Origin of the sequence: Candidatus Oleimmundimicrobium sp. (genome assembly GCF_030651595.1) — a bacterium.
Taxonomy (GTDB): Bacteria; Actinomycetota; Aquicultoria; order UBA3085; family Oleimmundimicrobiaceae; genus JAUSCH01.
The window spans coordinates 24320-49507 of the sequence record NZ_JAUSCH010000007.1; the positions used below are offsets into that span (position 1 = coordinate 24320).

Annotated in this window: 25 protein-coding genes; 24 read left to right on the forward strand and 1 reads right to left on the reverse strand. The window is 37.0% G+C overall.

From position 1 onward, the window contains the following. Nucleotides 1-194 precede the first annotated feature (194 nt). The 24 genes from Q7U95_RS01125 (at nt 195) to Q7U95_RS01240 (ending at nt 24735) form a co-directional block, all read left to right on the forward strand. Nucleotides 195-443, forward strand: coding sequence for a hypothetical protein (locus Q7U95_RS01125; RefSeq protein ID WP_308751438.1), 249 nt, complete (start codon nt 195-197; stop codon nt 441-443). A 558-nt stretch (nt 444-1001) separates the two neighbouring features. Then, a complete protein-coding gene (gene mraZ, locus Q7U95_RS01130; protein WP_308751439.1) occupies nt 1002-1424 on the forward strand; it encodes a division/cell wall cluster transcriptional repressor MraZ in 423 nt (140 codons plus the stop codon). Nucleotides 1425-1594: 170 nt separating this feature from the next. Beyond that, on the forward strand, nt 1595-2533 hold the full coding sequence (gene rsmH / locus Q7U95_RS01135) for a 16S rRNA (cytosine(1402)-N(4))-methyltransferase RsmH (RefSeq protein ID WP_308751440.1): 939 nt from the start codon (nt 1595-1597) through the stop codon (nt 2531-2533). 33 nt (nt 2534-2566) lie between these two features. Further along, a complete protein-coding gene (locus Q7U95_RS01140) occupies nt 2567-2977 on the forward strand; it encodes a cell division protein FtsL (protein ID WP_308751441.1) in 411 nt (136 codons plus the stop codon). 65 nt (nt 2978-3042) lie between these two features. After that, nucleotides 3043-4743, forward strand: a complete 1701-nt coding sequence (locus tag Q7U95_RS01145) for a penicillin-binding protein 2 (protein ID WP_308751442.1) — start codon at nt 3043-3045, stop codon at nt 4741-4743. Nucleotides 4744-4807: 64 nt separating this feature from the next. Further along, a complete protein-coding gene (locus tag Q7U95_RS01150) occupies nt 4808-6271 on the forward strand; it encodes a UDP-N-acetylmuramoyl-L-alanyl-D-glutamate--2,6-diaminopimelate ligase (protein WP_308751443.1) in 1464 nt (487 codons plus the stop codon). Continuing rightward, nucleotides 6265-7671, forward strand: coding sequence for a UDP-N-acetylmuramoyl-tripeptide--D-alanyl-D-alanine ligase (murF, locus tag Q7U95_RS01155; RefSeq protein WP_308751444.1), 1407 nt, complete (start codon nt 6265-6267; stop codon nt 7669-7671). Before Q7U95_RS01150 ends, murF begins: the two co-directional genes overlap by 7 nt. Nucleotides 7672-7679: 8 nt before the next feature. Next, nucleotides 7680-8744 (forward strand): phospho-N-acetylmuramoyl-pentapeptide-transferase, encoded by a 1065-nt coding sequence (gene mraY / locus Q7U95_RS01160; protein WP_308751445.1) that lies wholly within the window; start codon nt 7680-7682, stop codon nt 8742-8744. A 39-nt stretch (nt 8745-8783) separates the two neighbouring features. Continuing rightward, nucleotides 8784-10172 (forward strand): UDP-N-acetylmuramoyl-L-alanine--D-glutamate ligase, encoded by a 1389-nt coding sequence (murD, locus tag Q7U95_RS01165; protein ID WP_308751446.1) that lies wholly within the window; start codon nt 8784-8786, stop codon nt 10170-10172. Further along, entirely contained in the window at nt 10153-11280 is a 1128-nt protein-coding gene (gene ftsW / locus Q7U95_RS01170; protein WP_308751447.1) for a putative lipid II flippase FtsW, read from the forward strand. Before murD ends, ftsW begins: the two co-directional genes overlap by 20 nt. A 1-nt stretch (nt 11281) precedes the next feature. After that, entirely contained in the window at nt 11282-12385 is a 1104-nt protein-coding gene (gene murG / locus Q7U95_RS01175; protein WP_308751448.1) for an undecaprenyldiphospho-muramoylpentapeptide beta-N-acetylglucosaminyltransferase, read from the forward strand. Nucleotides 12386-12560: 175 nt separating this feature from the next. Then, on the forward strand, nt 12561-13946 hold the full coding sequence (murC, locus tag Q7U95_RS01180; protein ID WP_308751449.1) for a UDP-N-acetylmuramate--L-alanine ligase: 1386 nt from the start codon (nt 12561-12563) through the stop codon (nt 13944-13946). Between the two features lie 4 nt (nt 13947-13950). Next, a complete protein-coding gene (gene murB / locus Q7U95_RS01185) occupies nt 13951-14880 on the forward strand; it encodes a UDP-N-acetylmuramate dehydrogenase (RefSeq protein ID WP_308751450.1) in 930 nt (309 codons plus the stop codon). Further along, a complete protein-coding gene (locus Q7U95_RS01190) occupies nt 14873-15685 on the forward strand; it encodes an FtsQ-type POTRA domain-containing protein (RefSeq protein ID WP_308751451.1) in 813 nt (270 codons plus the stop codon). The genes murB and Q7U95_RS01190 overlap by 8 nt, the downstream gene beginning before the upstream one ends. A 123-nt stretch (nt 15686-15808) precedes the next feature. Further along, a complete protein-coding gene (gene ftsZ, locus Q7U95_RS01195) occupies nt 15809-16861 on the forward strand; it encodes a cell division protein FtsZ (protein WP_308751452.1) in 1053 nt (350 codons plus the stop codon). Nucleotides 16862-16888: 27 nt separating this feature from the next. Continuing rightward, entirely contained in the window at nt 16889-17698 is an 810-nt protein-coding gene (gene pgeF / locus Q7U95_RS01200) for a peptidoglycan editing factor PgeF (protein ID WP_308751453.1), read from the forward strand. Further along, the gene (locus Q7U95_RS01205) at nt 17698-18399 is read left to right on the forward strand and encodes a YggS family pyridoxal phosphate-dependent enzyme (protein WP_308751462.1); all 702 of its coding nucleotides are present in this window, start codon (nt 17698-17700) and stop codon (nt 18397-18399) included. Before pgeF ends, Q7U95_RS01205 begins: the two co-directional genes overlap by 1 nt. Further along, nucleotides 18396-18899: a cell division protein SepF gene (gene sepF / locus Q7U95_RS01210; RefSeq protein WP_308751454.1), complete on the forward strand. Its 504-nt coding sequence runs from the start codon at nt 18396-18398 to the stop codon at nt 18897-18899. Before Q7U95_RS01205 ends, sepF begins: the two co-directional genes overlap by 4 nt. Then, nucleotides 18889-19731, forward strand: coding sequence for a pyrroline-5-carboxylate reductase (proC, locus tag Q7U95_RS01215; protein ID WP_308751455.1), 843 nt, complete (start codon nt 18889-18891; stop codon nt 19729-19731). The genes sepF and proC overlap by 11 nt, the downstream gene beginning before the upstream one ends. A 2-nt stretch (nt 19732-19733) precedes the next feature. After that, the gene (locus Q7U95_RS01220) at nt 19734-20030 is read left to right on the forward strand and encodes a YggT family protein (protein WP_308751456.1); all 297 of its coding nucleotides are present in this window, start codon (nt 19734-19736) and stop codon (nt 20028-20030) included. A gap of 27 nt (nt 20031-20057) precedes the next feature. Continuing rightward, nucleotides 20058-20933 carry a DivIVA domain-containing protein gene (locus tag Q7U95_RS01225; RefSeq protein WP_308751457.1) on the forward strand — a complete coding sequence of 292 codons (876 nt, stop codon included), beginning with the start codon at nt 20058-20060 and terminating at the stop codon, nt 20931-20933. Between the two features lie 5 nt (nt 20934-20938). Then, nucleotides 20939-21229, forward strand: a complete 291-nt coding sequence (locus Q7U95_RS01230) for a DUF167 domain-containing protein (protein ID WP_308751458.1) — start codon at nt 20939-20941, stop codon at nt 21227-21229. Nucleotides 21230-21456: 227 nt separating this feature from the next. Beyond that, nucleotides 21457-24255 carry an isoleucine--tRNA ligase gene (gene ileS, locus Q7U95_RS01235; RefSeq protein WP_308751459.1) on the forward strand — a complete coding sequence of 933 codons (2799 nt, stop codon included), beginning with the start codon at nt 21457-21459 and terminating at the stop codon, nt 24253-24255. Between the two features lie 126 nt (nt 24256-24381). Further along, the gene (locus Q7U95_RS01240; protein ID WP_308751460.1) at nt 24382-24735 is read left to right on the forward strand and encodes a TraR/DksA C4-type zinc finger protein; all 354 of its coding nucleotides are present in this window, start codon (nt 24382-24384) and stop codon (nt 24733-24735) included. 234 nt (nt 24736-24969) lie between these two features. On the opposite strand, the gene Q7U95_RS01245 is transcribed toward Q7U95_RS01240, so the two are convergent. After that, complete coding sequence (locus Q7U95_RS01245) at nt 24970-25098, reverse strand: hypothetical protein (protein WP_308751461.1); 129 nt, start codon at nt 25096-25098, stop codon at nt 24970-24972. Between the last annotated feature and the right edge of the window lie 90 nt (nt 25099-25188).

The window sequence follows — 25188 nt, forward strand, 5'->3', positions numbered from 1 at the left end:
GTTATTTTCCTGTTAATGTCCATAAAGGTAGGCTTACTGATTTATTGAATGAGATGGGATGTGAATTTATTCCGATTACGGATGCACAAATTTATGATCGAAATTCCAATAAGCTAGTTAAAGACAAGGAATGTGTTGTGATAGGGGAAGCTCTTTAATTAATTGCTATAAAAATTGGCACGTGAGGTTTAAAAATGAATGAATGTAGAGATTTATTAGGTTGTCCCGCCAGTATGTATTTTAATTGCCCGGCTTATTTAATGGATAAAAATTGCTGGGAAGTTTCTGATGTTCAATGCTGTCGTCGGAATGATAAGACTCGATGTCAAGCGTGCTCAGTATATTTAATGCATTTAAGCGGGAAGAAGGAACAGGTATATCCCATGACCGTTGTAAAAGATGAGAGCGAAAAAAACCTAGTTAACGAACATAAACATCTGTAATTAACAACCGATAGCGATATTGAAGCGACAGATGCCAGTAGTTAAGTATTATTTGCTTTTGATAAAATTTAATAAATACTCTAGAAGCTTTAAATATACGAGAGTCGATAATTTTGACCCTCGTATATTTTTTTGTAAAGAAACCGGGACGTTAGATTGAACAACCGGATGCTTAGATAAGACATAAACAATTCTTTTAAACCTTCAATTTCTTACGAACTTATTTTTATCTTATTTCATCTCTTTCTATGATTTTACCTTTATCAGAAGATAACACTCTTTATTTATCAAATTCCTTCAATTGATTTACCTAGTCCTCTATCTGGTCTGTTACCCAACCATATTTGTAAATATGAGCACTTAAAGAAAAACAACCTGTTTTATCCCGGTCATTAAATTGATATCTGCATTCGTATATCTATTTAAAAAAACGATTAAATTAAATTTTTTTGAAAAAACATTAAAGTTTTAGCAATTTTTTGCCGAAAATTATATCATAGTGTTGCAAAGTGGAACAAAGTGGAATATAGTGGAAATATCTTAAGTTAAGGAGCAAGGATGTTTTTAGGAGAGTTTCAACATTCATTAGATGAAAAGGGAAGGATAATATTGCCATCTAAGTTTAGGGATGGCCTTGCAGATGGTGTCGTAATAACCGTGGGCATGGAAAAATGTTTATTTATAATTCCTAAAACTGAGTGGCCACGATGGGAAGATAAGATTAGGTCACTTCCTTTAGCAAAAAAAGATGCAAGAAAATTTTCCCGTTTTTTCTTTGCGGGAGCAAGCGAAGAGGACATTACGAAACAAGGAAGGATATTAATTCCAAGCACTCTACGAGATTATGCGGGTTTAGATAAAGACATTGTGATTATTGGAGTATCGGATAGATTGGAAGTTTGGGATAAGAAGAACTGGGAAGCCTATCAAAAAGAGGCAGAGGGTTCTTATTCTGATATAGCAGAAGAGCTTCTAATTTAACCAATTGACAACTAAATATTGTAAAGAAATTTTGCCGGCTGGAGTTATTTGATTGGAAGACTGTCATACACCTTGGGCGGGGTAAGGCGAAGTTCCATCAAAAATTGCACTTTAATCTCAACAAATATTGAAGCAAATACTTTAGCCGGCGAATAAAAGTAGGGATTTAAATGAAATATAAACATATTCCGGTTTTGCCGGTTGAGGTTCTAAAATATCTGAAATTAAAAAATGGCAGCATCGTAGTTGATTGCACCTTGGGCGGGGCAGGACACGCGAAAGCAATTTTAGAAGCAATAGTGCCAGACGGTTTTTTGCTAGGAATCGACAAAGATGAAGCGGCAATTAATAAGGCAAAAGACGAACTGTCAAGCTTCAGCCGGCAAATTAAGTTAATTAAAGGGGATTTTGCTAATTTAGATGATATTTTGCAAGAAGCCGGTTTTTCAAAAGTGGATGGTATTTTGTTTGACTTAGGAGTGTCTTCGTATCAGTTTGACTTCCCTGAAAGGGGATTTAGTTACAGGTATGATGCTCCTCTTGATATGAGGATGGATTTAAATCAAAAGTTAACAGCGTATGAAGTTATAAACGAATATCCGGAAGCCAAATTAACGAAGTTGATGAAGGAATACGGTGAGGAAAGATGGGCAAGTCGGATTGCGCGTTTTATTGTAGAAGCGAGAAAAAGAAGTCCAATAAGGACAACTTTTGAACTTGTTGAGCTCATTAAGAACGCTATTCCGGCAAGCGCAAGACGAAAAGGTGGTCATCCCGCAAAAAGGACTTTTCAGGCTTTAAGGATTGAAGTAAACGAGGAGCTGACTTCTTTAGAGAAGGGGTTAAGGGGCGCTATAAAGCATCTTAAACCGGGGGGGAGAATAATGATAATTTCATACCATTCTTTAGAAGACAGAATCGTGAAAAATATTTTTAAAGAGCACGCGAGGGGCTGTGTTTGCCCGCCAGAATTATTAGTTTGTGTGTGCGGAAAAAGTCCCACACTAAAGGTATTAACAAGAAAACCAATCGTACCGACCGAGAAAGAAATGGGGTTTAATCCTCGATCTAAAAGCGCGAAATTGAGAGTTGCAGAGAAGGCTTCTTAAGATCTTTCATTGGGAATATGGAGCGTGATACAGATGCAAACAGCAAAGAAATTAGCACATAAACCGGTAAAAAAACAGGCCAATAAGGAACTAAGGTTAATAACTAATAAGCGGAAACAAAGCATTTCATTAGGATTTGTCGTCGTAATTCTTACTATCTTATCGGTAGCCATTTTGTTTAATGCGGTTCAGCAAACTTTAGTTACTCAAAATGCTATTGAGATTGAAAATTTGCAAGAAATTTTAAGTGAAGAACAAGCTTATAATCAAAAACTGGGAATTGAAGCAGCGCAACTTAAATCGCTTGACCGAATTCAAGAGATTGCGCTTGGTAAACTTGGCATGGTTGTTCCAAATAAAGTAAGATATGTGAAAATATCGGACGATAATATTAAAAACAAGTTGGCAATGAGGAACAACCCCCATGAAAAATTCGATAATTAAATCTCATTTACTTTTATCTAACCTCGGGAACGTCTGTCATATTCTTTGTATGAGGAGGAAGTTTAGTGTCTGCTAAGTCTCGTGAGCGAGGCAATGCAAGATTTTTTTTTATAATTGGGATTTTCTTCTTAGGTTTTCTGGCAATTGCAATACGATTAGTAAACGTCCAGGCCGTGGAAAGAGAAAAATATGAAAACTTAGCAAAAAACCAAAGATTAAAATCTATTGAAATTCCAGCTAAACGAGGTGATATCGTTGACCGAAATGGTAATTTATTAGCTACAAGCATGGACGCAATAACTATTTACGCAAATCCTTATTTTATTAAAGACCCCGAGAACGTCGCCTCTCAACTTTCTTCTATACTGGGAATCAATAAAAAAACTATTTTGGAAAAAATTGATAAAGACAGTGGTTTTGTGTATATTGCGCGGAAGGTTGACCAATCTGTAGTCAAACGCGTAAAAGCTCTCAAAATTGAGGGGATTGGTTTTTTAAACGAAAGCAAAAGATGTTATCCATATAACGAATTAGCGTCACATGTTGTTGGTTTTGTGGGAATAGACAATGATGGATTAGTAGGTCTTGAAATGTTTTATGACGATGTTTTAAGAGGGTTGCCCGGGCACCTTTTGGTTGAAAAAGACCCAATTGGTAGATCCATATCTACCGGTATTTTCGAATTGTCGCCATCTGTTGATGGGAAAGATATAGTTTTGACCATAGATAGGGCTATACAATTTAAAGCTGAGGAAGAGCTAAATTCATGTATAGATAAATTTAACGCAAAAGCAGGCAATATCGTTGTGATGAGGCCTGACACCGGCGAAATATTGGCAATTGCCAACTATCCTTCATTTGACCTAAACAATTACACTCAGACGGATTCAGAGTGTTTTAGAAATCGAGCTATAACAGATCTATTCGAACCCGGTTCTACCATTAAAGCAATTATAGGAGCGGCGGCATTAGAAGAACGAGTTGCTAAACCAATGGATTTTTTTAGATTGCCTGATAGCATTGAGGTAGCCGATAAAGTGATTAAGGAGTCTCATAAAAGGCCGACGGAAGATTTTACTTTTACCAAAATAATTACCGAATCAAGCAACGTGGGAGCGGTTGTGGTTGGGCAAAAGCTTGGAAAGAAGAGGATATATGATTACCTTACGGCTTTCGGCTTTAATAAAAAAACAGGGATTGATTTTCCCGGAGAAGGGCAGGGTTATGTTCCGCCTCCTGAAAAATGGTCCGGTTCCACTATTGGGAATATTCCATTTGGGCAAGGAATGTCCGTAACCAGTCTGCAAATGCTTCAATCCTTTTCAACAATTGCAAATGATGGATTGCTGGTAAAACCTTACTTCCTAAGCAAGATTATTGATTCTGACGGGAAGATAATTAAAGAGGTTGCCCCACAGCAAGGGGAAAAAGTGTTGTCATCTAAGTCGGCCGAACAGATGAAATTGATTTTAGAGAAGGTGGTAACTGAAGGGACCGGTGAAAACGCACAAATAAGCGGCTATAGAGTGGCAGGTAAGACAGGAACCGCTCAAAAAGCGAAAGAGAATGGGAATGGTTACGAAGCAGGCAAATATGTATCTTCATTTATTGGATTTGCGCCAGTCGAGGAACCACGGCTGGCAATTATAGTGGTTATCGATGAACCAAAAACAACATTTTACGGAGCCACTGTGGCTGCGCCTGTTTTTAAAAATTTAGCCGAGTTTAGTTTGAGGTACTTAAAAATTCCGCCCGGGGAAGAATAAACCATATTCCTGGTTAGATTGTTTAACTTAGCTATGATAAAATTTATCAAACATGGTGAGAGAATTGTTTAAACTTAATGAAATTTTACCCTCTATAAAAGCAAAAAGAACAGAGGGAGAGTTAAATCTAAATATTGAAGATATTGCATACGACTCACGGAAAGCAATACCGGGGAGTCTTTTTGTATGCGTAAAAGGGCTTAAAACTAATGGCCACCTCTATATCGACCAAGCAATTAAATTAGGAGCAGTTGCGGTTGTAACTGAGCATTGGCAAGATATTCCGGACTCGATAACTCAAATACAAGTTCAAAATTCCAGAGAAACGCTGGCACTTTTATCAAAAGTTTTATTTGATGACCCCTCATTTAAATTAAAGCTGGTTGGGATTACCGGTACTAATGGGAAAACCACCACAAGTTATTTGGTTGAAAGCATTTTTAAGAAGGCTGGTAAAAAAACGGGCCTAATAGGTACGATTGAATATAAAATTGGCGACAACGCGCTCCCGGTAAAAAGAACGACGCCTGAATCATATGATTTGCAAAAAATTTTAAAGAAGATGCTTGATGAGGGGGTTACTCATGTAGTTATGGAGGTTTCTTCTCACGCAATTGACTTGCATCGCGTTGACGGGTGTCATTTTGATGTCTTGGTGTTTACTAATTTAAGTCAAGACCACTTAGATTACCATAACAGCATGAGTGAATATTTTAAGGTAAAGCAAAGGTTGTTTGAAAACCATAATGATGCTGTGAAAGTTATAAATATAGACGATCCATATGGGAAAATAATAGCTTCTAATGGCCAAAAAATAGTTAGTTACGGGTTAACGGAGTCTGCCGAAATTAAAGGGGATAAAGTTAGCGTTCGATGGAGCGGCTCAAAATTTAAGTTATTAACCTCAACCTTAACTTTAGACTTATCAATAAAACTAAAAGGCCTGTTTAACGTGTATAATTCCTTAGCGGCAATCGGGGTCGGGCTTTCTATGAAAATATTACCTGAAACAATAAAGGCTGGAGTTGAAGATATTTCAAGTGTACCGGGAAGGTTTGAAGCTATAGATTGCGGACAGAAATTCGGTGTTTTTGTTGATTATGCTCATACTCCCGACGGTATGGAGCAGTTGATTAAAGCAGCCGGGGAGATAGCTAAAGGACGTATTATTACTGTTTTTGGTTGTGGTGGTGACAGGGATAGAAAAAAAAGGCCCTTAATGGGAGAAATAGCGGGTAGATTAAGTGATTTTGTTATTATAACATCCGATAACCCAAGAAGTGAAAAACCTATGAAAATAATTAAAGAAATTGAAGATGGTTTACTGAACATGAATTATTCAGATTATCTGGTGATTGAAGATAGAAAAGAGGCAATTTGTCGTGCAATTTCTTTGGCAAAAACAGATGATGTTGTTTTAATTACAGGAAAAGGGCACGAAACAGGTCAAATTTTTGACAATAAGACTATTCCCTTCGATGATCGTGAAGTTGCCATGAGCATATTGCGAAAGTTGATGTCATGTTAAAAATAGGTGTATCAGAGTTAATTTCCATACTGCCATCTGCTGAACTCATTTTTGGTTCCAGCGATTGTATTATTTCATCAATATGCACGGACACTCGCTTCTTAAAGGAGGGCGATTTCTTTATTCCCCTCAAGGGAGAGCGCTTTGATGGTCACAAGTTTATTGAGGATGCTGTAAAAAAAGGTGCTTCCGGTTTTTTTACTGAACACTGGAACGAGCAGATGGAAGCGAAAATTAAAGCAATCTGTCTACCCTCGGATTTTGTGATTATAAAAGTTCAAGACAGTTTAAAAGCCCTTCAATTAACAGCGAGTTTGGTTCGCAAAAAACTTAATTGCCAGGTTATAGGTATAACCGGAAGCACCGGAAAGACAATAACTAAAGATATGATAGGAAGTATTTTAAAGAAAAAGTTTTCTACGGTTTATAGTGAAAAAAATTATAATAATGAAATAGGTGTTCCGTTAACTATTATAAAAGCGGATTCAAATACGGATGTTTTGATATTGGAACTGGGCATGAGAGGAAAGGGGCAAATTGCAGAACTTTGTGAAATTGCGCTTCCCACCATCGGGCTCATCACAAACATAGGGAAAGCCCATTTTGAGTTACTGCGTTCAGAAGAGGCCATTGCGAGAACAAAGGCCGAACTCGTTAAAAGTATTCCTTCTAACGGAGTTGTGGTATTAAATTGCGATGACGGCTGGACAAGTATTTTGGAGAAGATGACATCAGCCAAGATAATTAAGTATGGTCTTTCGCGTAAAGCGGATATAAGAGCTGAGGGAATAAGTGTTGATGCAAGCGGCTGTCCTTCTTTTAAAATTATTTACGAGAACAATTCAGCCTTTTTAAAACTTTCTTTTCCCGGTAGACACAACATTTACAACGCATTGGCGGCAGCATCAGTGGCAATTGTTATGGGTTTATCGCTTGAAGACATAAAAGATGGTCTTGAAAAATGTGAGATCACAGAGATGCGTATGCAAGTCTTTAAGAATTCTAAAGGGGTTACAATTATTAACGATGCTTATAATGCCAATCCTGATTCAATGAGAGCATCGCTTGAATCGTTAAAAGAAATTGAATGCAAAGAGAGAAGGGTGGCAATCTTAGGAGACATGGCTGAGCTTGGGGAAATTTCTTTAAGCTCACACAAAGATGTTGGGGCTTTGGTTAAGAAAAAGGGTGTTGATTTATTATTCACGGTTGGAGAAAAGGCAAAGCAAATTGCGCGCGGGGCGATAGAGATAGGCATGGATGCAAAAAATGTTTTTATCTGCAATAATCTTAAAGATGCTGAACTAAAGGTTAAAAAAGTTATTAAATCGGGTGACGTTGTTTTAGTTAAAGGCTCAAGAATTATGGAGCTGGAAAAATTGATTCATTCTATTAGTTAAGGTGAAAAATGTTAGTACATATGTTTTCAAACATTTTTAATATTGAAAGATTTCCAACTTTTCAAGTTTTTATCACAATTGTTTTATCTTTAATTGTTAGCGGGCTCCTTACCCCTTTATGGATAAAACTTTCCAGGTCCAAAAATATTGGGCAAGTGATTCGTGCAGATGGCCTGCAAGGGCACTTAGTTAAATATGGAACACCTACTATGGGTGGATTAATTATATTAATCTCAGTTCTTTTTTCAACTTTAGTTGTATCTGGTTGGGGGAGCCTAACCACAGTAGCATTTTTTTTGATGATTTCATGTAGCTTAATTGGATTTTTTGATGATTATCTCAAGTTAATCAAGGCGAGATCTCTTGGGGTTAAGGCAAGGACAAAACTCATTTGGGAAGTTGTAATTACTCTTATATTTGGATTATTTGTGGTGAATTGGGTAGGAATTTCAACTGATGTGAGCTTGCCTCTTACGGGTGTGAATCTTCCCTTTGGCTGCATTGCCTCTGTTATAACGCTTGGTAGCAAAACAATTATTATTCCCTGGCTTTACCTCGTATTTTTATATTTAATTATTGCCGGCACGTCAAATACGGTTAATTTAACCGATGGATTAGATGGTCTTGCGGCTGGCACGATAACTATAATTATGCTTACGTATGCGGGAATTGTTTTTCGACAAAATCATCTGGATTTGGCAATTTTTTGCGCGGCAATTGCTGGGGCTTGTATTGGGTTTTTATGGTACAATTCTTATCCTGCCGACATCTTCATGGGTGATACCGGTTCTCTTGGCTTGGGCGGAGCCATTGCCGCAATGGCAATTTTAACCAAGACTGAATTGTTGCTGATTTTAATAGGTGGGATTTATGTTATTGAAGGTCTTTCGGTCATAGCTCAGGTGGTATGTTATCGCCGTTTTGGTAAACGAATATTAAAAATGGCACCTATTCATCATCATTTTGAAATGTTGGGATGGTCTGAAACAAAAATTATGATTAGGTTTTGGATAATAACCGGAATTCTAGCCGGCGCTGGTTTCTCTTTATATTTTATGTCGGCAATGCACTAAATTATTGAACAAAAAACTTTTATATTAGGATTGAGCGTTGTGGAATTTAAAGGAAAAAAAATTTTAGTTTTAGGAATGGCCCGAAGCGGTATAGCTGCAGCTAAAAAATTAAAATCTATGGGAGCAGAAGTTTTAGTCGTAGATAAGGGGGATAACTCCTCTTTGCGTAAAACGGCCAACATTCTCAAAAAAGAAGGCATTTCTGTTCACATCGGGTCACAACCGCCACATATTTTAAAAGGGCAAGAGATTATTATTATTAGTCCGGGGATTCCAAACAGCATCTCCTTAGTGGAAAAAGCGATGAAGGATGGAGTGTCCATATGGAGTGAGATAGAGCTTGCTTATCGCCTTGCCGGCCCGTCGCCTTTTATTATCGGAATTACGGGAACAAACGGGAAAACAACAACTACTATGTTGATTGGCGAGATGTATAAAAAAATGTTTCCCACAGTGGTCGCGGGGAATATTGGGCAACCGCTAATAGAAAGTATTGGCAATACTTTACTGAATACCAAATTTATTGTGGAATTGAGCAGTTTTCAGCTTGAAAATATCATAAAATTTCAACCTCGGATAAGTGTTCTTTTAAACATAACGGATGACCATCTTGACCGGTACACAGGTATCGATGATTACGCAAAAGCAAAGGCAAGAATATTTTCCAGTCAAACCGAAGAAGATTATGCAATTTTAAATTATGATGATCCTCTGGTTTGGAGTTTTGCTCCCTCCATAAAAGGAAAAATCTTCCCTTTTAGCAAGTTCAACCAATTTAAAGTGGGGATTTTTGTTAAATCCGGCAAAATTTTCTTTAAAAACGGTAAAGTTAGTAAGGAAATTTGCGCAGTTGATGAGTTGAAAATTAAAGGTGAACATAATTTAGATAATGTTATGGCCGCCGCAGCGGCTGCTTTAATCGGTGGTGTTCCGTTGAAATTAGTGAGAGAAGCGCTTTTGAGTTTCAAGGGACTGGAACATAGAGTTGAACACGTGGCTACCATCAAGGGGGTTGATTTTTATAATGATTCTAAAGCAACCAATCCGGATGCCGTGATTAAAGCGTTAACCTCTTTTGAAGATAGGCCAATAATTTTGCTTGCCGGAGGCCGTAATAAAGGGAACACTTTTCGAGGTGTTGCCGAGGCCGCTAAGGGCAAAGTGAAAACGGCAATTTTGTTTGGCGAAGCAGCAGATGAAATAAGAACCGCTTTCCATGCATCAGGCATAACGACGAAAAAGAGCCCTTCTTTAGTTGATGCGGTTCATGCAGCCGTCGATGTTTCTGAAGCCAATGACGTTATCCTTCTTTCCCCAGCTTGTGCAAGTTTTGATATGTTTGCTAGTTATAAGGAGAGGGGAGAAGTTTTTAAAGAGGCCATAATATTACAGAAAAAGGAAAATTTTTATGGCTCGAAAAAAGCTTAAAACGAGATTATCTTGGATTTTACTGGGAACAACTTCAATTTTACTTTTTATTGGAGCTGTTATGGTTTTAAACGCGAGCTCAGTTATGGCTTTTTCAAATAAAGGGGATAGTTGTTATTATCTTAAACGGCAAGTTATATCTATTTTAATTGGTTTGTTAGGAATGGTTGTATTTGCTTGTTTGGATTATCGTTTTTTAAGAAAGTTTTCATCGGCATTTATTTGTCTATCTGTAATTCTTCTTATTTTAATTTTTGTTCCAGGGATTGGGCAGGAAGTTGGAGGGGCGCGCAGGTGGATTTCGGTTGGAGGTTACTCATTTCAGCCTTCGGAATTTGTAAAGTTTGCAGTAGTTTTATATGCTGCTGATATTTTAGCCAAAAGATGTGGTAAATTAAAAAAAATTAAAGACTTATTCGTTCCTTTTTTAGGAGTTATGGGATTAATCGTTGCATTACTGTTTATGCAGCCCCACTTAGGCGCAATTTTAATTATTTGTTTTTCTGTTTTTTTTCTTATGTTTTTAAATGAAGTTAAATTGCGTCATTTGGCGAGTTTAGGGTTAGTTGGTTTGTTTTTGGTCGGTGTGTCTATTATGTTTGAGCCGTATCGGTTAAGGAGGTTTTTTGCTTTTTTAAATCCCTGGGGAGATCCGAAAGATACGGGATTTCATATAATTCAGTCGTTACTTGCGTTTGGCTCCGGCGGTTTAACCGGAACAGGGCTTGGCATGAGTCGACAAAAATTTTTATATCTTCCCGAAGCGCATACGGATTTTATATTTGCGATAATCGGCGAGGAGTTTGGTCTACTTGGCACGCTTACCGTGGTTTTTTTATTTCTTGTTTTGATTTTTACCGGTTTAACTATATCATTCAAATCTAACAATAATTTTGGAAAATTGTTGGGCTGCGGAATGGTTTGCTTGATTGCCACCCAAGCTTTAATTAATATGGGTGGAGTTACGGGGATTTTACCAATTACCGGGATAACACTCCCTTTTTTGAGTTACGGGGGTTCATCGCTTTTAGTTAATCTCTGCGGTATTGGTGTTTTATTAAATATTGCGAATTCATCAAAGAAAAAAAGATCTATTTTACGGAGTTAATATGCGAGTTATTATTACCGGCGGAGGAACAGCCGGACACATTTACCCAGGATTAGCGATAGCCGATGAGATTAAAAATCATATATCTGAGGCTAATATTTTATTTGTGGGAACAAAAAAGGGTTTAGAGGCAACGGTTGTTCCTAAGGCGGGTTATGATTTTAAAACAATAAATATTTATGGGCTTAAAAGGAAAATTTCCCTTCATATTTTTGTGACTCTTCTCTCTTTTTTTGCCAGCTCTTTAAAATCGCTAAAAATATTGCGTGATTTTCGACCTCAGGTTGTTGTGGGCACGGGTGGTTACGTGAGCGCTCCATTAATTGGGATGGCAATTTTGCTTAGAATTCCGACTATTATTCACGAACAGAATTCAGTGCCCGGATTGGTCAACAAGGTGATGGGGAAGTGGGTGGATGTAGTGACTGCATCTTTCCCCGACACAAAGAGCTTTTTTAAGGGAAATTGTATAGTAACCGGGAATCCAGTTCGAAAAGAAATTTTAAAAACTGGGCGAAAAGAGGCCTTAAGCTATTTTCCCATTGACTCAAAAAGAAAAACTTTGCTGGTTTTTGGGGGGAGTCAAGGTTCAAAACGAATTAATGAATCATTAATAGAAGCATATGATAAATTTCGTTACTGTGGTAATTTACAGATAATTCATGTTACGGGTAGGATTGCTTTTGACGGAATTTCGGATAAAATAGAAAAACAGAAAAGACGGGAAGACAAGGTGTTGTACAACTGCTATTCTTATTTAGATTCTATCGGTAAAGCATATGCCGCGTCGGATTTAGTTCTTAGCCGAGCAGGGGCAACCACAATAGCGGAGATTACAGCCATAGGTATTCCCTCAATTTTGGTTCCTTACCCTTATGCTACGGGTAATCATCAAGAGAAAAATGCTCTTATTTTGGAACATAAAGGAGCTTCTCGGATGATTTTAGATAAGGAATTAAACGGCATAGCGGTTTTTAATTTAGTAAATGAGCTAATTTTTAATGATGAGTCTCTTGGCAAGATGAGGAAGAATGCGGCTATGATTGGGAAACCCAAGGCGGCTTTTGAGATAGTGAAATTAGTGAAGATGCTTGGAGAAAGGTAAAAAACAGCCATCAGTCTCCAGACTCCATGGAAAAATATAAATATAGAATATAGCGTATAGAGTATAGAGTAGAGAGCAGTTCATTCTTATCATTATGAGGGTTTAGTCCGCTTTGCTTAATGACAAGTAAACTAACAAACTAACAACTTTAAAGAAGGCTAAGAAAAGGAAAGTTATGGATTACAAAAAGATACATTTTATTGGGATTGGTGGAGCAGGAATGAGTGGCATCGCCAAAGTGCTTTTAAGTATGGGTTATAACGTTTCCGGCTCCGACTTGAAGGAATCGCGCAACACTTTAGCCCTAAAAGAGCAAGGCGCAAAGATAGTAATTGGTCATAATCCCAAAAACATAAACTTTGCAGATGTAGTTGTTGTTTCATCTGCGATTAAAGAAAACAATTCAGAATTAAAGTTTGCCAGAGAAAAGAAAGTGCCAGTGCTCAAACGTGCGGAAATGCTATCAAAAATGAGCGAGGGGAAAATTGGCATAGCAGTTGCGGGAACCCATGGGAAAACGACGACCACATCTATTATATCGTCTGTATTTGAGCAAAATAATTTAGACCCCACTTTTTTAATTGGAGGAGAATTAAACGATATTGGGAGTAACGCAAAATATGGAAAAGGTGAGTTTTTTATTGCAGAGGCCGATGAAAGTGATGGCTCTCTACTTTTTTTGAAGCCAAAGATGATAGTAATTACAAATATTGAAAAAGATCACTTAGATTATTTCAAATCAATAGAGGACATTGAGTCAACTTTTCTTAAGTTTGTTGAATCGCTTCCCCCGGATGGGCATCTTATTATAAATGGTGACCACCCAACAAATAAAAAGTTTATAAAAAAGATTAAAAGTAAATATATTACCTATGGTTTTGAGGAATCAAATGATTATCAGGCTAAAAATTTAAAACTTGGTGCGCTTGACAGTTCCTTTGATCTTTTCGTAAAGAATAAAAAAAGAGAAAGTGTGCATTTAAATCTTCCGGGCAGACATAACATCTGTAATTCACTTGCCGCGTTTGCGATTGGAAACTTGGCCGGAATTAAATTTTCAGATGTGGCGAATGTATTAGCTGAATTTAACGGAGTTAAAAGAAGATTCCAGGTAGTTGGAGATTCTTTGGGAATAACGGTCGTAGATGACTATGCGCATCATCCGTCGGAAGTTAAGGTCACTTTAGATGCCGCAAAGCAAGGTGACTGGGGCAGGATTGTCTGTGTTTTTCAACCGCACAGGTATTCTAGAACCAAATTTTTAGCTCGAGATTTTGGAAACTCTTTTAACCAAGCTGACGTTGTAATTGTTACAGATATTTATGGTGCGGGAGAAATGCCTGAGCCGGGAATAGACGGAAAACTTATTTTAAACTTTATTATAGAAGAAAACCCTCGCTCAAACGCAGTATATTTGCCTAAAAAAGTTGACGTGAAGGACTTCCTTTCCATATATGCAGAAAAGGGAGATTTAATTTTAACAATGGGAGCGGGCGATATTCACCTGGTAGGCGAAGATTTTCTTTTATCCCTAAAGGAAAAAGAGGCGATATCGGGGTGAGCAATTGAACGAGGCGCGTGCTCTGGAAAAAGCATATTTAAGATTAAATAGAGAAATGTCAGGAAGGATTTATCGCAATGTTTCCATGGCTAAACAGGTAACGGTTAGAACGGGTGGCCCGGTAGCTATTTTAGCTGTTGCGAATACAATAAGTGATTTGAGGTTATTACTTCAAACGGCTGACAGATATCGAATTCCTTACTTTGTGTTGGGTAAGGGGTCAAATCTTTTAGTTTCCGATAAGGGGTATAAAGGAATAGCTATTGAGTTGGGCTCTGATTTTAAGAAAATTTCTTTGGATCGACATTGCATCCAGGCAGGAGCGGCAACCTCTCTTTCAACATTGGCACAGGTAGCATGGAAAAACTCCTTAAATAATTTGACTTTTTCTGTTGGAATTCCAGGTACCCTGGGCGGTGCTTTGGTTATGAACGCGGGGGCTCACGATGGATGTATGTCAAACATTGTCAGCACTGTTACAATTTATACACATAATTGTGAGCTTCAGATTTTAAATAAAACAGAGCTAGGATTCGGTTATCGCACCAGTTCTATTCCATCGTATGGAATTATAGTGGAAGCAATGTTAAAGTTAGAGCCGGGAAATCAAAATAGAATTAGATTTTTAATGGAAAGATATTTTAGAAAAAGAAAAGAAACCCAGCCTTTTGAGCATCCCAGCGCTGGCTGTGTTTTTAAGAATACTTCAGGGATATCGGCAGGTAAACTTATAGATGGGGTTGGTTGTAAAGGATGGCGCATTGGAGACGCGGAAGTGTCCACAAAACATGCCAATTTTATAGTTAATTTGGGTGGGGCAACCGCCACTGATATTTATAAATTAATTAAAGAAGTACAACTCAAAGTTTATCGGGAAAAGGGTGTTTTACTGGAACCAGAAATTAATATCTTAGGTGAATTTAAAGATGAATAAAAAAATTGTTCAAGACAAAGCTACTCAACGAATGAGGAACATTAAAAAAATCAAGAAAAAGAGGCGTTTAGTTACATTGTCCCTTTTTCTCTTAATAGTCATTGGGATTGTTGGGCTCGTCTTTCTTTGTAATTCAGATTTTTTTAACATTAAAAAAATAATAGTTGTTGGGAATAAACATGTTTCTGAAGATAAAATTATTAAGCAGAGCAGCATAGGCACAAACACAAGTTTGTTTGGCCTGCCATCTAATGAAATAAGAACAAGAATTCTTAAGGAAGCATGGATTGAGGATGTGGAAGTAGTTCGTCATTTTCCAAACTCAGTAGAGCTCAAGGTAGTTGAGAGAGAAGCAATTGCCATTGTTCCCTTTCAAGACATCTACTTGATAGTAGATAAAAACCTTGTTGTATTGGAGTCACGAGAATCGATTGATGATTTGGCCCTTCCGGTAATATTGGACTTAAAATTAACTAAGGCAAAAATTGGTGAAAAAATTAATTTGCCTAGTTTGGAAAATGCCGTTAATTGCCTTGTATCTTTCGATAAAGATTTCAGAAAGACCATAATTATGGCTAACGCTCCTTCGATAGAAAAATTAACTCTTATGATTTCGGTGAAAAATGGTGATGGAGAGTTACATGATGTCGAGGTTTTATACGGGGAAGCCGATGATGAAGATGTTGCTTTAAGGAAGAATGCCATTATTAAGAAGATACTTACAGAGAGCAAAAAGCATGTAATCTATATCGATGTGAGGGTTGTCACAAATCCGGCTGTTAAGTTTCTTGACGACGTTTATTAATTTTTAAAAATTGGTTGCATTTTTAAAATAGATAATATAAGGTTTATGTTAAGGTTTACCAGCAAATACTCTCAAGTACAACTTGAGAGTTTGGTTTAAAAAGGTTTTTAAAGGAGGAAATAAATGTCAAATAACATAGCAAAAAACTACTTAGCTTTAATTAAAGTTGTTGGTGTCGGTGGTGGAGGGACTAATGCCGTTAACAGAATGATTGAGGCTAATTTAAAGGGTTGTGAATTTATTGCGATTAATACTGATTCGCAAGCACTTTTAATGTCTGACGCTGATTTTAAAGTTCATATCGGTGAAAAACTTACAAAAGGTTTGGGAGCCGGGGCAAATCCAGAAATTGGTTTTCAGGCGGCGCAAGAAAGCAGAGAGCAAATAAAAGAGGCACTTCAAGGTGCTGATATGGTATTTATTACGGCCGGCAAGGGTGGCGGTACCGGAACGGGGGCCGCACCTGTTGTAGCTGAGGTGGCAAAAGAATTAGGTGCTTTAACTGTAGGAGTTGTCACAAGGCCATTCGGGTTTGAAGGAAGAAAACGTGCCATGCAAGCTGATGAGGGTATTGAAAACTTAAGGGAAAAAGTTGATACGTTAATAATAATTCCAAACGACAAACTCCTTAATGTAGTAGAAAAAAAGACTTCAATTTTAGACGCATTTCGCGTTGCCGATGATGTTTTAAGGCAGGGCGTTCAAGGGATAACTGATTTAATAACAATGCCTGGATTGATTAATTTGGATTTTGCTGATGTTAGAACCATTATGGCAGACGCGGGATCATCGTTAATGGGAATCGGAGAAGCTTCAGGAGAAAATCGAGCAGCAGAAGCTGCAAAAGCGGCAATTTCCAGCCCATTACTTGATTCATCAATTGAGGGGGCAAGAAGAGTTTTACTTAATATATCTGGCGGAAGAGATCTTGGACTGTTTGAAGTTAATGAGGCGGCTGAAGTTATTGCTACGGCTGCTCATCCTGATTCGAATATAATATTTGGTGCTGTAATTGACGATAGCTTGGAGGATATGGTTAGAGTGACGGTTATTGCCACAGGGTTTGACAGGAAGAGGCAACAAGAAAAACTAGAATTTGCTCTGGGCAAGGACGCATCACCCTCTTTTGAAACAAATGATCTTGATATTCCGGATTTTCTTAAAAAAACAGAATAAAATCAACAAAAGGTGTTTGAACGAACAATGCCTTCTTTAAACCTTGAGCGGGTTGAAAAGGGAAAATTTGTATTTTTTACCTCAAAGGAGTTATTTCAAAAAAGCGATATTCTCATTGCTTTTACCACCAGGCTAAAGGGGGCCAGTAGTCCTCCTTATAAATCATTAAATCTAGCGTTTCATGTGGGCGACAAGAAAGAAAGAGTAATCCAAAATAGAAAAATTCTTTGTTCTGTCCTTAATTTAGATTTTCCTCGCCTTACTGCTTGTGAGCAGGTGCATGGTAATAATCTTGTAGTTGTTGACAAGAGCTTAATTGGGCGCGGTGCTTTTTCACATCATAATGCAATCTCAAATACAGACGCGCTTATTACTAATCAAACAAAAGTTCCGTTAGCTATTTTTTGCGCGGATTGTGTTCCAATAATCATTGTTGATCCAACGAAGCGAATTGTAAGCGTAGTTCATGCTGGCTGGAGAGGTTCTTACGCAGAAATTGCAAAAAAAACCGTACAGATGTTTGTCGATAAATTTCACTCTCTTCCTCAAAGCCTGTTTTCGTTTATCGGCCCATGTATAGGAGATTGTTGTTATAGAGTAGATTCTACTCTTGCTCAGGAATTTGAAGAAAAATTTGCCCTTCACCTTGACACTCGGCAAGGTGAAAGTTACCTTAATCTTGTAGAAATAAATATTAATCAACTTTTAAAAAGTGGAATAAAGTCAGGAAATATTTACTGCAGTAATATTTGCACAAGTTGTGATTCCGATTTTTTTTCACACAGAAGGGAGAACGGTGTAACCGGCCGCCAAAGTGCCTTAGTAGCCGTTTTTTGATGGTTGAAAATGTTGCAGAAAATATTTTAAAAATACGTGAAAGAATATCGAAAGCGGCGTTGAAATCGGGTCATAAGCCCGAAGAGATAAGATTGGTTGCAGCTATAAAGAAAGTGCCGGCTAAAAAAGTTATTGAAGCAATAAATGCTGGTGTTGTTGATTTGGGTGAGAACCGGGTTCAGGACGCTGTCGCTAAGTTTAACGAGGTAGGAGATTGTGTTAATTGGCATTTTATTGGCCACTTGCAACGCAATAAAGTTAAATATATTGTTCCGTTTGTTGAGTTAATTCATTCTGTTGATAGTATTAGGTTGGCGCGAGAGATTGATAAACAGGCAAGAAAAATAGGCAAGGTGCAGAAGGTTCTTTTAGAGGTGAATATTTCACACGAGAAGAGCAAATTTGGTTTTTTTTCAGATGAAATTAGTGCAAAATTAAAAGAGATAGCAAAACTTAAAAATGTGAAAGTTAAAGGATTGATGGGAATACCTCCTTTAACAGATAAACCGGAAAATTCACGAAGATTTTTTAAAGAACTTAAAGAAATTTTTGATAATATAATAAAAGAAAATGTTCTTTGCGTTGAATTTTCATATCTTTCTATGGGCATGACAAATGATTTTGAAGTGGCTATCGAAGAGGGGGCAAATATGGTTAGAATAGGAACAGGAATTTTTGGATTTAGGGAGGTTGTTAAATGAGGAATATATGGAAGAAGACTTTGGCTTATTTTGGTTTTATGGATGACGATGAAATGTATGAGGAGTTTGATGATATGGCCGAAGACGAAGGATTTGATTATGATGATATTTACTCCAAACGGTCTATAAAGAAGATAAAACGAGTGCCAGATAGGTCTGCTTTTGAACCTTCCGAGGAAGTGATGTCGCCTCAATTAAAATCAATTTCAACCCCGAAATCTCGAGTTCATGTAATTGAGCCTAAATCTTTTAACGACGCGCAAAATATTGCTGATAAGTTCAAGGCTAGCATTCCTGTAATTATGAACCTTCAAATGGTCGATCAAGACCTTTCAAAACGTCTAGTAGATTTTGCTAGTGGTCTATCCTATGCTTTAAATGGCGGCATGCAAAAAGTTGCCGAAAAAGTTTTTCTCTTAACTCCTGCTAATGTACAGGTCTCAGCGGAAGAGAAGAGAGTGCTAAGAGAAAAGGGGTTTTTCAATCAACTTGGCAAATAATGAAAGAATTGGAGACAAATTGATAGTTTCCTTTATTGGTGCAGGTAAGATGGGCGAAGCTCTTATAAGTGGAGGAATAGCGTCTGGAAGCTTGCAACCTGAAAATATTTATTTATCAGATGTTCGAAAAGAATCATTAGGGTGCTTAAGAAGCAAATATAATGTAAAAATTTCTGATAACAATATTGATGCAGTTAAGGTAGCGGATTTTATTATATTAGCGGTTAAGCCTCAAAATATAGATGAGGTTTTAGATGAGATAGCTGGTTATGTTGACGGAAGCAAGACAATTGTTTCGATTGCGGCCGGTATAAACATAGAAAGAATTACCCAAAAACTTCACAAAGAATCTCAAATAATTAGAGTGATGCCAAACAATCCGGCTCTTTTAAGAGCAGGAATTTCGGTAATAAGTGCTTCATCTGGCGTATCAAAATCGGCTCTTGAATTTGTGACAAAGATTTTTTTAGGGGTTGGGGAAGTAGTTTTTTTGGATGAAAAATATCAAAATTTAGCGACTGCCTTAAGCGGATCCGGCCCAGCTTATTTTTACTTATTGGTTAAATTATTAATAGAAGCGGGCATTAAGTTGGGGCTAAAACCCGACATTTCAGAGAAACTTGTAAAACAAACCCTTTTTGGTTCAGCGAAGATGATTAAGGAGATTAAAAAAAGCCCCGAAGAACTAATAAAAATGGTGGCTTCTCCTGGAGGAACAACCGAAGCAGCATTGAAGGTTTTTGAAAAATTTAATTTGAAGAAAGGGGTTGTTGAGGCGGTCAGAAAAGCAGAAAGTAGGGCGATTGAACTTGGAGAAAGGAAGATTAACTAATTGTGGCAAGAAGTGCGATGCAGTTTGTAAATTTAGTTTTTACAGTATATATTTGGTTAATAATTATAAGAGTAATTCTTTCGTGGTGTCCTGTTTTATCGGGAGAGTTTTTTAAATTATTTTGCCGTTTTGTTTATGATGCAACTGAACCAACTCTGGCTTTTTTTAGAAAAATACTGCCGTCAATGGTTGTTGGTTCAATGGGGCTTGATCTTTCTCCGATAATTGTCATATTTGTTCTCCAATTTTTACGTTGGCTTATTTTAACAATTATCGGGCAATTTTTTATATATATTTAATCAATCAACATAAAGGAGGAGACGGGAATGAGACTTACCCCTTTAGACATCCACAATAAAGAATTTAGAAGAGCCATTAGAGGTTACAATGAAGAGGATGTAGACGTTTTTCTTGATAAGATAGCCGAAGAGCTCGAATTACTTTACAAAGAGAATAATGATATGAAGGAAGAGTTGGAAAAGATAAATGAGAAGATTAAACAATATGAAAACATTGAGCAAACTCTTCAAAATACATTGTTAACGGCTCAAAAATCTGCAGAGGAAGTACAGGCAAATTCAAAAAAAGAAGCTGAGTTGGTAATTAAAGATGCGGTGCTGAAAGCTCGGGAGATAATTCAGGATGCTGTAAACGAGAAACGGGAAAGTGAAACTAATTTAAAAATATTAAAGCAAGCTGAAGAAGAATTCAGGATGAGATTTAAGTCCGTTCTCGAATCTTATCTAAACGTTTTAAACGAAACTGAAGGAATTGAAGAAATAGAGAAAAAAGTTAAAGAATTAGAAGAATTTAAAAAAGAAAATTTAGTTGAAGAATCAAGTGAGTTGGCGACTGAAGAGTTTGCAGAAGAAAACGATGAATTGCTTGATCAGCCAAGTGAAGAAAAGGTTGTAATTAACGAAGAGCCGGAAGAGGCTTTTGAGTCACTTACAAAGAAAGAGGGAGAAGAAGACAAAATCGAAGAAGAAACTCAAAAAACAGAAGCTGACGAAGAAGCAGAAGAAGAGACTCAAAAAGAAGCCGAAGAAGAGAGCAAAACCAAAAAAAAATCTTCAAAAAAAACTGAAGACGAAGACGAATCAAATGAAATTAAAACCGTAGAGATTCCCTCCTTTTTAAAAGAAGGGCCAAGAGAAGATTTTTTAAATAATAAGAATAATGATATTGAGGAGATTTCATAAGATTAATGCCGGAAATTAATGAACGAGAAGAAGGTGTCGTTTTAACCGTTTGGGTTCAGCCTCGTTCTTCTCGGGCTGGAATAGTTGGCATTCAAAGAGACGCATTAAAGATTAAAGTTTGTTCGCCATCTCAAGAAAATAGAGCAAATAAAGAAACTATAGAGATTTTAGCTGACTTTTTTAAAATACCAAAATCAAAAATATCAATATTATCTGGAAAAACTTTCCGTCGTAAAAAAGTTCTGCTTTATGGAAAAAAATGTGATGATATATTGAAAACTATCGAACAGTTTTAATTTAATTATTTGCTATTAGGTAAACAGGGCCCCGACATTGTTTGACATCCCATTTAACCTATGTTAATTTTGGTAAAATCAAAGCTAAATGATGTATTTTGTTTTAATTAAAAGATAGATTTGATAAATTTTAGAATCTGTTTTAATAAAAGTCATTTTAGCCGACAATTGGGGCAGGGTTATTAAGATGTATTTGATTACGAAAATATCGATAATGAGGTTTATGAATGGATTATAAAAAAACGTTAAATCTTCCTAAAACTAAATTTTCAATGAAGGCAAATTTAGTCCAGAAAGAGCCCGAGATTTTAAAATTATGGGACGAAATTGATATTTATAAACTGGTAAATAAAAAAACATCCGGTAGACCTTCGTTTGTTCTGCATGACGGGCCTCCTTATGCAAATGGTGATATTCATTTAGGGCACACCATTAATAAAGTTTTGAAGGATATCATCGTTAAATACAAATCTATGAAAAATTTTTATAGTCCCTTTGTCCCTGGTTGGGATTGTCATGGTCAACCCATTGAGCATAATGTTGAGAAGAGTTTGGGTTCCAAAAAAAGTGAAATAAATCAGGTCCAACTAAGAAAACTTTGTAAAGAATATGCTTTAAAATTTGTTAAACGGCAAGCTGAACAGTTTAAAAGATTAGGCATACGGGGAGATTTCGAAAATCCATATTTAACTTTAAGACCACTTTATGAAGCAACAAATATTGAGGTTTTTGGAAAGCTTTATGAAGAAGGATATATTTATAAAGGGAAAAAACCAATTCACTGGTGCTATCATTGTGAGACGGCTTTGGCAGAAGCTGAAATTGAATATGATGACGAAAAATCACCATCAATTTATGTTAAATTTCCCTTTAAGAGCGATTTTGCTAAACTTTCTGATTATCGTTTACCGAAATATTTTTTAATCTGGACTACAACTCCCTGGACATTGCCTGCAAATGTGGCGATAGCTGTTAATCCTAAACTTGAATATGCTGCGGTAGAAGTTGGTGGCGAGATTTATATTTTAGCCAATGACCTAATTAAAGGGGTTCTTTCCAAAGCTGGAATTTCACATTTTAAGGTATTAAAAACTTTTACGGGTTGTGAGTTAGAAAATTTAGTATGTTTACATCCTTTCCAGCCGTGGGATTCGAAAGTTATCTTGGCTGATTTTGTAGCTTTGGATACTGGAAGCGGTTGTGTTCATATTGCACCCGGTCATGGGCAGGAAGATTACCAGGTTGGTCTTGCTTATAAATTACCGATTCTTATGCCTGTGGACGACAAAGGGTTTTTTACTAAACAGGCAGGAAAATATGCGGGTCAACATGTAGAAAAGGCAAATGAAACGATAGTAGCCGACTTAAAAAAAGAGAATTTTTTATTTTATGCCTCATCAATTGTTCATTCTTATCCTCATTGTTGGCGATGTAAAAAACCGGTTATATTCCGGGCAACGGAACAGTGGTTTGTTTCAATGGATAATAAAAACTTTCGAGAAAATGTTCTCAACGAAATTAAAAAAGTTAAATGGATGCCGGAATGGAGCGAGAAAAGGATAACCGGCATGGTAAAAGATAGACCCGATTGGTGTATATCTCGACAGAGATCTTGGGGAGTGCCAATACCTGTATTTTATTGCAGTAATTGCCGGAAAGAAATTGTAACCAAAGAGACCATAAACGCTATAATTGAGCTTTTTAAAGAAGAAGGAGCTGATGCTTGGTTTATTAAATCAGCCGATGAAATTTTACCAAAAGGAACTATCTGCCCGGACTGCAAAGGGACGGAATTTATTAAGGAGAACGATATTTTGGATGTTTGGTTTGAGTCCGGGGTGAGTCATTTTGCGGTTTTAAGAAACAGGCCGGAGTTAATTTGGCCGGCTCAAATGTATCTTGAGGGAACAGACCAACATCGGGGCTGGTTTCAATCTTCGTTGTTAACTTCGGTTGGTTGTACGGGTAGAGCGCCATACGACTCAGTCCTTACACACGGATTTTTAGTGGATGGTAATGGACGAAAGATGTCGAAGTCTCTTGGTAATGTAGTAGATCCACTTGAAGTCATAAAAAAATCAGGTGCCGATATTCTACGTTTGTGGGTAGCTTCTGCAGATTATTCAACTGATGTAGCTGTTTCTGGTGAAATTCTTGAACGGATTGCAGAAGCATATCGCAGGATTCGCAATACTTTGCGTTTTATTATGGGGAATCTTTGCGATTTTAATCCTCAAAAAGATAAAATTCATTACGAGGATATGGAAGAAATTGATAGATGGGCAATCAGTAGACTGCAAAAGCTAATTGAGGATGTAACTCAAGCGTTTGATAAATATAAATTTTATTTTGCATATCATGCAATTTATAATTTTTGTGTTACGGATTTAAGCTCATTCTATTTAGATGTTTTAAAAGATAGACTTTACACATCTTCGCCTACATCAAAAGAACGCAGGTCGTCTCAGACCGCTTTCCATGAGATATTAATGTCTTTGATAGGATTGCTTGCTCCAGTTCTTGCCTTTACTGCGGAGGATGCTTGGATGAATTTAGACGATTGTTATAAAACCGAAGTCAGTGTTCATCTTACGAATTGGCCCAGCGTAAATAGAGAATTTATTGATGATAATCTCGAAAAAAAATGGGGCATGCTTTTAAGAGTAAGAGCCGAAATTTTAAAAGCTTTAGAAATAGCAAGAAGCGAAAAGTTGATAGGCAATCCTCTTGAAGCTATGGTTACAATATATTGTGATCCTGACCTCTTTGAGTTTTTGAGTTTAAACCAAGATGTTTTATCGTCTATTTTTATAGTTTCTCAGGTTGAGCTTGCGAGTTCAGATAGCAAAAAAGATAACGTTATTTTTCTTAGTGAAGAAATCCCAAATTTTGCAATTTTGATATCTAAGGCAAAAGGCAAAAAGTGTGAGCGTTGTTGGAATTATAGCAAAAGCGTGGGCGCGAATAGTGAACACCCGACGATTTGTTCCAAGTGCTTGGATGTTATAAAAAACATGACAGAATAAATTGAAATAAAACTTTAAAAAAACATAGTAGTAGTTTGATAAATTGTATATAATTCATTTGAAATTTAGATGGCACTAAAGAAATCTTGAAATAGGAGGGCGATTGCAATAGACGACAAGAGATTAGTGATTTTAAAAGAAAAGTTAGAAAGTGAAAAAAGACGATTAGAGGAAGAGCTAAAAGAAATTGAAGAGGGAAATTTAAAAGAAACGCAAAATGAAACTACTGGCGAAAATTCTTTTGAGGACAATTTTGCAGACAGTGGAACGGCAACATTTGAGCGTGAAAAAGATCTTTCGTTAGAAATAAACATAAAAGACTTACTCTCACGGGTTAATGGTGCTCTCGAGCGTTTTAAAAAAGGAACATATGGAAAATGTTTTATGTGTGGTGGTGATATAGATCCGGCAAGATTAAAGTCTTTACCCTATGCGGATCTATGTATTGAATGCAAAAAGAAAGAAGAAAGTAGCTGGTAGTTTAGTGCTATAAACTACCGGTTTATCTGGCCTGCCTGTACCAAGCTGGTCTGACGATATGTTTTAAAACGAAGCAATTTAAAAAAGTTTTTATCCAAAGGATAATTGTACACTGGACAAAAATGATTGATTGGTTCGTTTTCTTATTCGCCTAAGATTTTATTTTTTATGGGTGGGCAACAGATCTGGATTGTCTGTCTGCCGGCAGACGCCGTGCCTATTTAATCGATTCTTTCATTGCGAAATTGCTATTTGTCCTAAAGGACACGCAATTCCTGCCTGCCCTGCCTGCCGGTAGGCAGGCAGGCAGGCAGGCACGGTGCCGCAGATGTTTGAATCTTCTTCGATTAACGGTGTGCTCATATGCCTGCCCGCCGGAGCATTGTCGGAGGAGGGTCGCTGTTTACCCGACCCACAGGGGTTAAAATAACTAATAAAAAGCTTTTATTTTTG